Genomic DNA, 13,328 nt, shown 5'->3' on the forward strand with positions numbered 1-13,328 from the left:
AGGAGTTCAGCTTTTATTGTTATTTTAACACATACTTATTCCAAAAGTTATAAGGCTGAATGGATGATGTGATCGGGACTGATGTATATCCTTTACTTTTCAAATTAGGGACAATTGATTTTAAGATAGCAACAGTATCCACACGGTCATGCAAAAGGACAAGGGGAGCCGCACCTGATTTAATCACACTATTGATCTGTTCATTAGCATACGCGCTCGTTTTTGTTGCACTATTATAACTCCAGTCCATACTGTCCACGTTCCAGTCCCACATTTTATAACCCGCTGAATTCATCGCAGTTCGATAAGAATCTGTCATGTAAGGCTTACTGCCGTATGGAGTTCGGATGACATTTGAAGCCGCTCCACCAGTTATTTTCTTAACTGAATCAAAACATGACTTCATCTCACCAACTGCCGCAGAGGGCGAACTATAGAACTTACTTTTATCATGTGTCACCCCATGGCAGGCAATCGTGTGACCCTCGTTAAACATCCGTTTAATTAATGCGGGGTTGTTATCGGCATTTGGTTTCAGTACAAAGAACGTAACTTTCAAGTTATTCGCTTTTAAATAATCCAGAATTCCCGCTGTATGCTTGTTTGGTCCATCGTCAAAGGTTAAGAATGCTCTTTTTGCCGGTGATGGTGCAGGCGGTTTTGGCGGAGGAGGTGTATGTGATTTTCGGTATGCTTCAATTTGTGTTTTGTTTGTTTCGTAAAGCTGATCTAACGTTAGCTTTGCGTTTGCATCGGAAACTCGTGCGATCGGTCCTTTATAGGAAAAAGAAACGTTGTAACCAAACGCTTCACTTATCTGACGATAGGGAACAAGTAAACTATTATTGATGTTTATATAGGAAAAAGGAACAGAAGAATTTCCTTGGATGAATTGTTTTGTTTTCGTGTTTAAGGTGATTACCTGACTACCTTTGGTCAGTTTGATCTCACCGCTAGCTGCGATCCAGTCCACCTGAAATCCAAAGTATTTGCTGAAGGATCGGACAGGTACATAAGAAACACCGTTTAATGCCCGAGGAGCGGGGCTCAAATCAAAAAGGATCTTATCATTATGCGCCGCGAAAATAAGGGAACTTCCGTGATCAGCTTTTGCGGGTTTGACGAGAACGAACAAAAACAGAGCAAAGAACAACGTAATAATTGCGAGGGATCTACTCTTCATTTGAACTTTCCTTTCCAGATTGATATGATTTGTAAGAAATTTGTCTAAACTTGTAAAAAGACTTTTGCTAGAATAAGAGATGTACTTTTATACATATGAATGAGACGGTTGTTTAAGAATCGTCCAGAAAAAAGTAGGGATATTATTGAAAAAGTGGATAGCGATAATTTTGGGGATTGTGATAATAGCGGGAGCGGGGACTGGCTATTACCTCTATAAAAATGATAATGTCGTGCGGATTGACGAAAATATTCCGCTCAATACATATGATGTAATCGTTGTAGGCGGTGAGCCTGAAGGAGTGGCAGCAGCGGTTGCTTCAGCAAGAGCCGGCGCCAAGACGCTTTTACTTGTAAAGCGCGATGGACTAGGCGGCTTGTTTACATACGGAGAGCTGAATTTTCTCGACCTCGGTCTTGATAAAGACAAAAAGCCAGCGAACGCCGGGATTTTTAAAGAGTGGCACGAGATGGTGGATAAGGAAATCTCGTTTGACATTGATAAAGCTGAGGAAGCTTTTGACGAGCTTGTAAAAAATGAAGAAAATATTACGCTAAAGCTTGAAACGGAAGTGGAAAAGGTAGAGTTGAATGATGAGCAGACTGCCATTCATCAAATTCAAGCGAAAAATTCAGATGGTGTGATGCGCTATCAAGCAAAACGCTATATTGATACAACCGCTCATGCTGACTTTGCGGCACTAGCAACAGTTCCTTATTTTATCGGACAAGAGGATATCGGAAAAAAAGACACAAGCATGTCTGTTACGCTCATGATGCATTTCAAGAACGTGGATTGGAGCAAGGTCTATAAAGTGGCGAAGGATGAAACGTTCGGTGAAGCTGTCGTACAGCCTCGAACGGCTTATGGGTTTTGGGGAGTTGTTGAGGCGTATAAGCCAAAGAGTGACCGGACCCGATTACGCGGACTCAACATCGCACGGGTAACAAACGGGGACATTTACATTAATGCCCTTCAGATTTTTGGTACAGACGGTCTTGATAAAAAGTCGAAGAAAGAAGCAATTGAGATTGGAAAAGAAGAAACAAGGCATGTATTGGCGTTTCTGCGGGCAAACTTCCCTGGATTCGAAAATGCTGAGATCGCTGACTATCCTAAGGAGCTTTATGTTCGTGAAACGAGACACATCAAAGCAGAGTACCAGCTGCCGATCTCAGATGTGTGGGAATACAAAGACCACTGGGATTCAATTGCGTTTGGGTCATATCCTGTTGACGTTCAGGCCACTGAACCAGACGGGGAAGACTATATCATTTTGAATCCGAAGCAGTATGCGATTCCGTTTCGTTCATTAGTTCCTAAAAAAATCGATAATCTCCTTGTAGCGAGTAAGGCATCTGGCTATTCTTCGTTAGCTGCCGGAAGTGCTCGGATTGTACCAACTGGTATGTCGACAGCAGAAGCGGCAGGTGTGGCATCTGTTTTATCTTATAAAAATAAAGTGGATTTCCGTGAGATGTCGAAGAATAAAAAGCTGGTGAAAAAGCTGCAGGATGAGCTGATTGCCAAAGGTGCTCACCTCTACCATTTTGATTTAGACTATTTATATGAAGGCAAATGGTTTTATCCAGCTGTGAAGGATCTTTATACACGAGGCATTCTGTTTGCGGGCTATGAAAATGACTTAAAGCCAAACGAACCTTTTACAGAGGATCAGTTTGTGTGGATGGTGAAGAATGGAGTGGAGAGAACGGATTCGAAACTCTTTAAGTCCATTGAGTGGCCAGAGGTTTCTGGGGATAAACCTTTGACGCGTGATAAAGCAGCTCGCTGGATGTTTGAGTGGTTTATTAAAAAGGATAAAATGCGCAACAATCTTTGGGCAGCTGCGGCTAAGCAAGGCTATCTAGATGATGAAGTTTTCAAACGTGTTGATGAAAACAGACCACTTCTGAAAAAAGAAGGATATGCGCTAGTGTCTGGAATATTAAATAAGATTGATAAATAAACAAAAGCTCTGCAGTCAACGATTGCAGAGCTTTTTAATATCCTTATTGCTGCTCAACAGTTTGAACATTTTTTTCTTTCATCTTATGTCTCAGCCACTTGATGAAACGGATGTTTAAATAGATTAAGAATGCGGCGGATAAAAAGGTAAAAATCACCCATAGGTTTGATAGAAATAAATTCGTTTCTTCATATTTGTATGCCGGTTGTAAAGCTCCATAGATTACAAAGCCATTCGGAGTATTACTTGTTAAAGCAGTTATAACTAGTATTACAGAAATAACAATACTAACAAAAGACAGTGCATTTAACACGACAGCAATGTTGTTTTTTAATCGATTGATGAACAAAATGCTCCATTTCAGAACTGTTTTTATAAAATAAAAGTTCATATAAACAAATAAAAGTTCAAAGCCAAATAAAACCAACGCAGCTATAGGCAAAGAAGATTCACCGGTTACAGGATCAAATGAAGCCATTGCAATCCACATTGGGAAAACGGCGATTCCAACTAAAGATGTTCTGCCGAAACTATAAATTAAAATAATTAATGAAACCAATACACATATTACTGATATGCCAAACAAAACGATTTTTCTCATGTTTAATCCTCGTACTCTTCAAGTAATTTTTTTATTTCTTCCGCTTCATTTCCTTTAATCTGCGTAAACAATTGATCCTTTTCCTTTTTTATGTCCACGAGATAGGATAAATCCTGTTTGTTCTCTTCCCACACCATAATTACTTCACTTTTATCGTCAGTATTAAGCTCAATTTTATAATCAGGTGTTCTTTCAGGAGGCAGACTCTTCCTGCAATTGGGTATAATCATTTGTTCCTTTTGTTAGATCAAGACTTTCTATTAACCTCTCATTATAAGAGTATTCTTTGTCATTTATTTTCATTATTTCAGGAGTGTCATTAGAGCAAGCTTGCAATAGAATCAGTATCAAAAGTAAAGTTGTCACCAAATGTTTTTGCATAATAAATTCCTCCGTATAATCTCACATCAAAATTCTACATTAATTTTACTGATAAAACAATTTTAGTCCTTTTTCACTATAATTTGACATAATCTTGCAATCTATGGATTTTATTATAAAATAGTATAGTAATGGAAAAATTTTCATCTAGAGTATGGGGGATAAGTTAAAATGAGGGGTAAGAAGGTTACTAAAAAGGCGGGGGCTTTTTTAGCTTTAGTGTTGGCAGGACAGACATTTTTAGGTGCAGGTCATACATATGCGTCTGAATTTATTAATGGGAAAACGGTTAAAGAGTTTAAGCTCTCAAAAGCAGCAACGTTTAAGGAGATTACATATAGTACTTCCACAGTGAATCAGGATATTTTTATGGTAGAAACGAAGGTTGGTGATCCGAACACGCAAATTAAAGTAGGTGTTCCGAACCCGATCAGTTCTTTAATGACGGTGTCTAAGCGAGCAAAGCTGGATAACCGAGCTGGACATTATGTAGTCGGTGCAGTAAACGCGTCTTTCTTTAGATCGAATGATAAATACGGCTATGCTCCAACAGGTGTGCTTTCACAAGACAATAAAATTGTAAACTATGGAGTGGTAACAGCGGATTCTACTTCGCCTATGAATATAGCTGTTGGTTTTGGAATCGGTGCGAATGGTGAACCGATCATCGATTATACACGTCCAAGTCTATCATTTGGATTTAACGGAAAAACTCTCCCGCTTTATAGCATGAACTCTGTTCGTGAAGGAAATACAGGAATTCTTTATACAAAAAATAATAAATTAAGTACTTCTGGAACTAATGAGTGGGGTACGGAGATTGTCATCACAAACACATCAAAAGATCCTGCGCAAATTGGGTTTGGTGATACGATTACAGGAACCGTTTCAGAGATTACTAGAATGGCTCAGCCTGGTGACCGTTCAATCCCTGCTGGAGGAATGATTGTATCTTTTGCAGGAAAAGATTTTGCTGATCAGTTAGCTAGTTTGAAAAAAGGTGACACCGTTTCGGTATCAGCGGACATTGAGGCGAAATGGAAAGATGCGAAGTTTATTGTAGGAAGCGGACCGATGCTCGTTCGCAATGGAAAAGTGGAAATTTCAATGTCTGCAAATGATTATCTTGTAAAAGACCGCGCACCGCGAACTGTGGTAGCTTACGATGCAGATTATAAGAAACTATTTTTTATCGTGAATGATGGGCGATCTAAAGCGAGTTCTGGTTCATCGTTAACAGCGATGGCAAACTACTTGATTTCATTAGGTGCAGACTACGCTATGAACCTGGACGGCGGGGGATCATCTGCGATGGTTGCACGTCCGTATGGTGCATATGAGCCTGTTTTAATGAATACGCCATCTGACGGAGTGGAACGCGCGGTTTCGTCGATTTTAGAAGTGGTAAACACAGCTCCAACTGGGGCGGCGGCTATGCTTGTTTTAGGCTCAGCTCCAACTCTTGAAGTAGGTATGAAGGCAGCTATTCCTTTGAAATATGCACTTGATGAAAACTATAACCCTATGAATCTATCAGCTTCTCAACTAACTTGGACAGTTGAAGGCGGAGTAGGGGTTATGGAAGGCAATACGTTCGTGGCAAAAGCAGAAGGAACAGGAACGATTGTCGCTAGTATGGGAGGTGCCGTTGCACGAATCCCTGTGACGGTCGCAAACTCTGTTCCAGCTGGAACAAAGTATTTAGCACTGGACCATTTTAATTCGTTATCTAACTGGGGAACTCAAACAGCTCGCTCGACGGTTGCTCTTTCATCCAGTTCGTATTTTGCTCGCGAAGGATCATCCGCGAAAGTAGATTATGATTTTACGAATAGCGGCGGCGGTACTGCAGCAGCTTATTTAGAAGCCAACCAATCTATTCCTGTAAATGGGAAGCCTGTGGCAATTGGAGTTTGGACCTATAATGACGGGTCTGGTCATTGGCTTCGCGGAGAAGTAATTGATGCAAACGGTCAAACGCAAAAGATTGATTTTACACAACCAGGCGGAATGACTTGGAAAAGCTGGGGATACAGCGAGGCGAAGCTGGATTCAAATCTAGCATTCCCGATAAAGTTCAAGCAGCTTTATTTTGCAGAAACAGATGCAGCTAAACATAATAAAGGAACGATCTATTTCGAAAAACTGCAGGCTGTTTATGATGCAGCTTATGTGGAACCGGCTTTTACAGATTTAGAAAAAGCACCTTGGGCGAAGAGCTCGATTTTACAGTTAACAAGCCAGTCTATCATCAGCGGTTATCCGAACGGACAGTTTGGACCGAATGACAATATCACCCGTCTTCAAGCGGCAACGATGATTTCAAAACAAATGAAATTAACGACGAGCAATGTGAAAGATCCTGGTTTCGCTGATGTGACACCAAGTACTTACGGATATGGAACAATTGCAGCGGTTGCTTCAATTGGTGCTATGGGCGGCTTTACAGACGGAACTTTCAGACCTGATGCAACTTTATCTCGCGGTGAGATGGCATCGATCATCGAACGTGCTTATGATTTAGAAGGAACAACTACCAAATCATTTTCTGATGTGAAACCAGGTTACTGGGCGTACAATTCCATCCAGACGATTTTGGCTAACGGAATTACTGGCGGGTATACGGACGGAACATTCCGACCTAATAGCCCGATTACAAGAGCTGAATTTTCGTCCATGCTGGATCGTTATATAAATTAATTAAAAAATACTATAAATTTTTCTAAACGTTATAGAAATATAGCCGATATTAAGGATACTAAGTAACACATCCTAACAAAAACCTGTTCATATTTGAGCAGGTTTTTGTTCGTTTATGCATAAAATTTATATTAGGCAAATTTTAGATGTTTTGTAACAATAGCTTAACAAAAGATAAGGCTTTTTTACATTGACTACAAATCGTAATACTTATACGCTACTAAGGTAGTTTATTTTTGGAAGGGGAGAATAATTTTGGGGAAACGACAACTTCATAGTTTCATAGTTCTTTGTCTGATCGTCTCCATGTTTTCTGTCTTTGGTTTTACGGGAGGCCAAAAAGCAGAAGCCGCACACGATCTAGTTAATCCAAATCAATTTTATACATATGATGAGATGGTTACAGACATGAAAGAACTAGCTGCACATTATCCTGGTTTGATCAGCTATAAAGAAATTGGACGCAGTGAATATAACCGTCCGATTTACGCGATTAAATTAGGTAAAGGAAATGCAACAGTCTTAGTTAACGGTTCGCATCATGCCCGCGAATGGATTTCGACCAATCTATCCATGGATATGATTGATGAATATGCGAGTGCTTATACGAACGGGGATTATCTTGGGAAGTATAACGTGCGCGATATTTTAAATAAAACAACGATGTGGTTCGTGCCGATGGTTAATCCGGATGGTGTAACACTGCAGCAATACGGTCTTACAAAGTTTCCTTCTGCAGATCATTGGAAACTGATCAACATGAACGAAGGCAGCACAGACTTTAAACGATGGAAAGCGAATGCGCGCGGAGTCGATTTAAATCGTCAGTATGATGCAGATTGGGCAAACATCAAAAATAATAAGTCAGGACCATCCTGGAGCAATTACAAAGGTACAGCACCTGTCAATCAGGCTGAATCTAGAGTGATGGTTAACTTTACCGCTCAAGTAAATCCGGAAATGTCTCTCGCGTATCACACGAGCGGAGAGATTTTATATTGGAATTTCCACCAGACGGGAAGCTGGTATGATCGTGATCATGCGTATGCAAAAGTGATTGGTAACTTGACTGGGTATAGCCTGGTTTATCCGGGCACGAATCCTTCAGGCGGAGGATATACGGATTGGTTTATCATTAAATACAAGCGTCCAGGGTTTACGCCTGAGCTTGGAAATTATGCAGGGAATACGCATGTTCCAGTTTCAGAATATCCAGCGATCTGGTCACAAAATAAATATGTTGGACTCTATGTGGCACAAGAAGGCTACAAGCTATATGTGAAGAGCCCTCGCTACAAGCCAGAACAAAAAATTACAGTTCACGTAAATGGCAAGCTCTTCGATTATGATGAAAATGCATTTGCGAAGGATGGCCGTACGTTTGTACCGCTGCGCGGAATCTTTGAAGAGTTAGAAGCAACGGTAAACTATAATGCTTCAACAGGCGTTATCAAAGCTACCCGTTGGGATCGAACGGTAACATTTAAACTTGGATCAACTACAGCAACAGTTGTTTCAGCGAGTGGAACATCAACGGTTACGTTTGATGCAGCACCGCAAATCGTTGATAACAGAACGATGGTTCCGCTTCGCTTTATCGGAAACGCACTGGGTGCAGAAACGAAATGGAACAACGACACGTTCACAGCTTCAATCATTGACCGTTATGTAATGGATTCAAAAGTGAAGAACCCGGATCCTGTAGCAGTAACGATTAATGGGGAGCAGCAGAACTTTGATCCGCCAGCACACATCTATGGCTACAGCACGGTGTACTTGCCGCTTCGTGATCTGTTAACCGCAATGGGTGCAACGGTTACGTTTGCAGATAACATTGTGACGGCAGAAAAAGATGGAACGAGAATGGTGATCAATCTTAAAGAACGAACGATCTCGGTGAACGGAAAGTACATTTACATGAGTGAGCCGGTAATCGTTGATCAGAATACAACGATGCTTCCGGTCAGAATTATTTCGAACGCATTCGGATTTGATGTAGCTTGGTCACAAGATGAGTGGACGGTTCATGTAACAACTGCAGATGCTGCAACTGTTGAGCAACCGGCTGAGGAAGCCCCTGTTGTTGATGAGCCTGCTGATGAGGCAGATGCACCGGCAGAAACTCAAACGGTTGAGGAACAGCCGGTAGTAGATGAGCCAGAAGAAACAGAACCAGCTGAAGAAACGGCACCTGCTGAAGAAGCAACAACTTCAGAGGAAGCTCCAGTTGTAGAAGAATCGGCTGAAGATGCTGAGGAACCTGCAACGGAAGAACAAAATACAACACAGGAATCAGAAAATGGTCAGATTGAGTCTCAATCTGTTCCGAATTTGGAAGAAACACCTGTGGCTGAAGAAAATTAATAGAAAAAAACCATGCCCAGTGATTTGGGCATGGTTTTTGCATAAGTAAGAGGTATTTTGAGGGGGATGATTTCAGTTAGTAACTTTAAGTTGAAATAATCTCGCGAAAATAAGGGACATTCTCACGAAAAGTTGAAGTAATCTCTCGAAAAAGCCCTCTAATCTAACGAAAATTAAAATATACTCGCAAGCCGTCACTCTACGACATCTTCTGATACATTCTCTATCTTCTCCTCAAAACGAGGTAAAACACACCAAAACAAACCCTAAAGCACATCCAGCCTAATACTGTCCCAGCTGTATTCAAAACAAGATCATCCACATCAAATACGCGGTTTCCAATCGTATATTGCATGGTTTCGATTAATAGACTTGCCAAAAATCCATATAAAACGGAAGAAATAAAATGATTAGCCCATCTAAATAAAAGCGGAAGTATACACCCTAACGGGAAAAAGAGAATTAAGTTTCCTAACACGTTTTTAAGGAGCAGCATTTGATTTCCGCTATTCCACATTAAAATAATCGTGCGAAATAAATCTAAGTTTATAGCCTCGCCATAAACATAATCATTTTTTGTTAGCAAAGTAACATAGACTAATAGTGTCAGGTAAATAATTAAAGCTATGTAAATGGGGACCTTTAGTTTTTTTCTAAGTAGTAAATAACATTGTTTTTTAGATTTCACCTTTGTACTCCGAGAATTAGTCATTGTTTTCAGTATAATGCTTAATCAAGCCTGCTTCCACGGTTTTTATGCTTAAAAAAACCAATCCCTTGAACGTTTTTATACGTCTTAAGGATTGGTTCAATTATATTATTGATTTTGTTGTGGAGGATAAGCTTTCCAAACAGACAGGTCGATTTCTTCCTTCAGTACTAGATTACTAGGGAAGATAAACGTCCACGGCTTGCTCGTGTTTGCTTTTACTTCAAAATCATTCAGCGCAAAACCGCCTTTAGCAATTACGTCACCAGATGCATCTGTCACTTCAAGCGGAAGCTGTTGCAGCTGGATGTTTTTATCGGAACCATTTCGAATCAGCATCGTAACGTGCAAGTTGCCATCCTCAGACTTTTTCGCCTGCAGCCCCATAAAGTTCACTTCGCCAGGCTTAGGTGCAGCCATCCCATCTACTAGCTGATGTAAGCGTACTTTATCTTCTTCAGGAAGGCTGTTCGCCCAGCTTTCTTCTAAATCTAAAGCGTGCTTTTTCTGTGTTTTTAATTCAAATGCAAGCTTCCAGCCAGTCTTCGGAAGTTCACCTTCAACTGACAAGTCAGCTGCTCCAAAACTAAACAGCCAAGGTACACTGCTCTTCGCCGGAATCTCTCCAACAACAGAAAGATCAAACTCTTTGCGTGCTAATTTTTTACCATCTGCGTCTAGTAACAACAGCGGCATTTCCTGCAATTTAATCGCTTTACTTAAGCTGTTGCGGATAAAGGCAGTTACTGTTACGCTGCCATCTTGCTTCAAATCTACACCAGACAATGAGATTTGATTTGGCTTTAAAGGAGAAAGCTCCAGGTTTAAAAATTGATAAACATATTTTAATTCTTGCGCGGGTTCATAGGCAGGGGAGTAGAACAACTTCGTTTCTACTTCTTCCTCCGTACTTTGCTCCACCGCTTCATTTAATAATTCTTCAGAGGACACCGTCGTGTCTTCTCCTGTTTTGTTTAGATTTTTCTTTTTAAAAAGAGAAAGCATGATTGGACCTCCTTATTGTTTTTGCTTTTGATCTTCTACAGCTTGCATGAACTGTGTCAGTTGGCGAATCGCTGCTTTATGAATCTTGTGGCGTGTGCCGATAAAGATTTGCAGACCTTCTTTTTCATATAATCTCATTGGATCGTCCTGTCCATAACGGCGCAGTCCGATTCCCTCTTTTAAGTGGCTCATCGCTTCTAGGTGGCTGACCCATTCACGGTCTAACGCCATCACTGTATAGCTCTTCAGCCATTGTGTCATCTTCTCATCAGCTTGCATAAACGCTTCAAGTTCCTCTAGATAACCAGTCAGCTGTGTCTTCAAATCATCCTGAAGTTCATAATCTTCCTGGTAGCGATCTTTTAATTGAATGTAGTTTCCGTAAATCATCGTTAAGTCGTGTTGCAGCTCATCTAAATGCCATTCTTCCGGCAGTAAATCTTCTGTAATATGGTCGTTGTACACTTTTTCAATCGCTTCCTCAGCCATCTCTTTTACATAAGGGAAGACCTCTTCTTTAACTAAAAGCTGATCGCGAAGCTTGTAAATGATCGTACGCTGCTGGTTCACGACATCATCCAGTTTCAGCGTGTACTCCCGGCTAGAGTAGTTGAAACCTTCACAGATCCGTTGTACACGGTCCATAAATGCAACCGGATTCTGATTTAGAATCAAACCTGTATCATCCGTTTTCATTCCTTTTTGCAGCTTTTCCATTTCGTCACGAGCAAAACGCTTAACGATTTCATCTTCAATACTTACAAAGAATTGAGAGCGTCCAGGATCGCCTTGACGTCCAGAACGACCTTTTAGCTGGTTATCGATACGGCGGCTTTCATGACGTTCTGTTCCCAAAACATAAAGTCCACCTAATTCTTTTACGCCCTCACCAAGTAAAATGTCAGTTCCGCGGCCAGCCATGTTTGTCGCGATCGTAATCTGTCCTTTTTGACCAGCAAGACTGATCAACTGTGCTTCTTGCTCTTCACTTTTAGCGTTCAGCAGTTGATACATTAAGCCTTTTTTATCAAGGTAAGATGCCACTTCTTCAGACTGTGCAATTGTAGTTGTCCCAATTAACACAGGTTGCTTCGTTTCATGAATGCGTGCTACTTCCACAGCAATCGCTTCGTACTTTTGCGCATGTGTCGCATAAACACGGTCTGTCATATCTTCACGCTGACGCGGTTTATTTGGCGGAATCGGAACAACGTGCATACCGTACACATCACGGAATTCTTTTTCTTCCGTTTTTGCTGTTCCCGTCATTCCAGAAACCATCGGGTACATTCTGTAATAGTTTTGAATCGTAACAGAGGCTTGTGTTTTGTTTTCTTCTGTTACTGTAAGTCCTTCTTTTGCTTCAATCGCCTGATGAAGACCGTCACTGTAACTGCGGCCTTCTAAAATACGCCCTGTAAACTGGTCAACGAGCTCCACTTTTCCGTCGCGTACGATATAATCAACGTCTCGCTTTAGCATGATCGCTGCACGCAATCCTTGAAGAACATAGTGGTAAAGCATCTGGTGCTCAAGTTCATACAGGTTGCCAACACCGAAACACGCTTCAATACGGTCTATGCCTGCATCTGTTAAGCTTACAGATTTCGTTTCTGGATCAAATAAGTAGTGCTCTTCTTCTTTAAAACGCTTAACAAGCTGTGCACAAACATAGTGCAGCTCCTGGCTTACTTGTGTTTTACCCGCAACGATTAGCGGAGTCCGAGCCTCATCAATCAGTACGCTGTCCGCTTCATCTAAAATTGCAAAATGATAGGGGCGCTGAACCTTTTGAGAAGGCTGCTGCACCATGTTGTCGCGAAGAAAATCAAAGCCAAACTCATTACCAACACCATATGTAATATCAGCTTGATAAGCAGCTGCTTTATCTTCAGGTGAGATCTGTGGAACATTCAGTCCAACTGTTAAACCAAGAAATGAATGAATCTGTCCGATAAATTCGCTGTCACGGCGTGCCAAGTACTCGTTAACCGTAATAACGTGAACGCCTTTGCCTTCTAACGCCCGCACATAAGAGGGAAGGGAAGCGACAAGCGTTTTACCTTCACCCGTTGCCATCTCAGCAATGTTTCCTTCTAATAGAACAAGTCCGCCAATCAGCTGCACGTCAAAGTGGCGCATGCCAAGCACACGCTTAGAAGCTTCACGTACAACCGCAAACGCTTCGAACTTTATGTCATCGATTGTTTTTCCTTCTGCTAGCTGTTCTTTAAACTCAACTGTTTTTGCTCGCAATTCTTCATCTGTATATTTTTCAAAAATAGTTTCCAGCTCGTTGATTTGGTCTACCATTTTGGTGTATTTCTTCAACGTTCTCTGCTGCTCATCTATGATGTTTTTCAAGTAGGTCAACATCTTACTCTCTCCTTATTAAATACTGAAACTAGTATATCAC

At 41.0% G+C, this 13,328-nt stretch carries 10 protein-coding genes; 3 read left to right on the plus strand and 7 right to left on the minus strand.

Features of this window, described 5'->3' with window-relative positions:
- Positions 1 to 19: 19 nt before the first annotated feature.
- Positions 20 to 1,183, minus strand: a complete 1,164-nt coding sequence (locus ACFW35_RS02680; RefSeq protein ID WP_379843609.1) for a polysaccharide deacetylase family protein — start codon at positions 1,181 to 1,183, stop codon at positions 20 to 22.
- Between the two features lie 145 nt (positions 1,184 to 1,328).
- On the opposite strand from ACFW35_RS02680, the gene ACFW35_RS02685 reads away from it, so the two are divergent.
- Positions 1,329 to 3,152 carry an FAD-dependent oxidoreductase gene (locus ACFW35_RS02685; RefSeq protein WP_379843611.1) on the plus strand — a complete coding sequence of 608 codons (1,824 nt, stop codon included), beginning with the start codon at positions 1,329 to 1,331 and terminating at the stop codon, positions 3,150 to 3,152.
- A 43-nt stretch (positions 3,153 to 3,195) separates the two neighbouring features.
- Here the strand turns inward: ACFW35_RS02685 and ACFW35_RS02690 are convergent, their stop codons facing one another.
- From ACFW35_RS02690 to ACFW35_RS02700, 3 genes are read right to left on the minus strand one after another with little or no spacing between them, the layout of a single operon-like run.
- The gene (locus ACFW35_RS02690; protein ID WP_379843612.1) at positions 3,196 to 3,753 is read right to left on the minus strand and encodes a hypothetical protein; all 558 of its coding nucleotides are present in this window, start codon (positions 3,751 to 3,753) and stop codon (positions 3,196 to 3,198) included.
- Between the two features lie 2 nt (positions 3,754 to 3,755).
- Entirely contained in the window at positions 3,756 to 3,983 is a 228-nt protein-coding gene (locus tag ACFW35_RS02695; protein ID WP_379843614.1) for a hypothetical protein, read from the minus strand.
- Complete coding sequence (locus ACFW35_RS02700) at positions 3,946 to 4,134, minus strand: hypothetical protein (protein WP_379843615.1); 189 nt, start codon at positions 4,132 to 4,134, stop codon at positions 3,946 to 3,948. The genes ACFW35_RS02695 and ACFW35_RS02700 overlap by 38 nt, the downstream gene beginning before the upstream one ends.
- Positions 4,135 to 4,305: 171 nt before the next feature.
- On the opposite strand from ACFW35_RS02700, the gene ACFW35_RS02705 reads away from it, so the two are divergent.
- Together ACFW35_RS02705 and ACFW35_RS02710 are read left to right on the plus strand one after the other, a co-directional pair.
- Positions 4,306 to 6,834 (plus strand): S-layer homology domain-containing protein, encoded by a 2,529-nt coding sequence (locus tag ACFW35_RS02705; protein WP_379843617.1) that lies wholly within the window; start codon positions 4,306 to 4,308, stop codon positions 6,832 to 6,834.
- Positions 6,835 to 7,089: 255 nt separating this feature from the next.
- Positions 7,090 to 9,198: a stalk domain-containing protein gene (locus ACFW35_RS02710; protein ID WP_379843618.1), complete on the plus strand. Its 2,109-nt coding sequence runs from the start codon at positions 7,090 to 7,092 to the stop codon at positions 9,196 to 9,198.
- A 223-nt stretch (positions 9,199 to 9,421) separates the two neighbouring features.
- On the opposite strand, the gene ACFW35_RS02715 is transcribed toward ACFW35_RS02710, so the two are convergent.
- The 3 genes from ACFW35_RS02715 to secA2 all read right to left on the minus strand — a co-directional run bounded on the left by ACFW35_RS02715 (position 9,422) and on the right by secA2 (position 13,288).
- Positions 9,422 to 9,886, minus strand: coding sequence for a VanZ family protein (locus tag ACFW35_RS02715; RefSeq protein ID WP_379843620.1), 465 nt, complete (start codon positions 9,884 to 9,886; stop codon positions 9,422 to 9,424).
- 129 nt (positions 9,887 to 10,015) lie between these two features.
- Positions 10,016 to 10,912 (minus strand): accessory Sec system S-layer assembly protein, encoded by an 897-nt coding sequence (locus ACFW35_RS02720; RefSeq protein ID WP_379843621.1) that lies wholly within the window; start codon positions 10,910 to 10,912, stop codon positions 10,016 to 10,018.
- Between the two features lie 12 nt (positions 10,913 to 10,924).
- Positions 10,925 to 13,288, minus strand: a complete 2,364-nt coding sequence (secA2, locus tag ACFW35_RS02725) for an accessory Sec system translocase SecA2 (RefSeq protein WP_379843623.1) — start codon at positions 13,286 to 13,288, stop codon at positions 10,925 to 10,927.
- Positions 13,289 to 13,328: the final 40 nt, after the last annotated feature.

It is taken from the genome of Fictibacillus sp. NPDC058756 (assembly GCF_042746035.1).
GTDB lineage: Bacteria > Bacillota > Bacilli > Bacillales > Fictibacillaceae > Fictibacillus.

What these genes read in the sequence shown, in the direction of transcription:
- ACFW35_RS02680 (WP_379843609.1), bottom strand. Translation starts at nt 1,183, where the DNA reads ATGAAGAGTAGATCCCTCGCAATTATTACGTTGTTCTTTGCTCTGTTT.
- ACFW35_RS02690 (WP_379843612.1), bottom strand. Translation starts at nt 3,753, where the DNA reads ATGAGAAAAATCGTTTTGTTTGGCATATCAGTAATATGTGTATTGGTT.
- ACFW35_RS02695 (WP_379843614.1), bottom strand. Translation starts at nt 3,983, where the DNA reads ATGATTATACCCAATTGCAGGAAGAGTCTGCCTCCTGAAAGAACACCT.
- ACFW35_RS02700 (WP_379843615.1), bottom strand. Translation starts at nt 4,134, where the DNA reads ATGCAAAAACATTTGGTGACAACTTTACTTTTGATACTGATTCTATTG.
- ACFW35_RS02705 (WP_379843617.1), top strand. Translation starts at nt 4,306, where the DNA reads ATGAGGGGTAAGAAGGTTACTAAAAAGGCGGGGGCTTTTTTAGCTTTA.
- ACFW35_RS02720 (WP_379843621.1), bottom strand. Translation starts at nt 10,912, where the DNA reads ATGCTTTCTCTTTTTAAAAAGAAAAATCTAAACAAAACAGGAGAAGAC.
- secA2 (WP_379843623.1), bottom strand. Translation starts at nt 13,288, where the DNA reads ATGTTGACCTACTTGAAAAACATCATAGATGAGCAGCAGAGAACGTTG.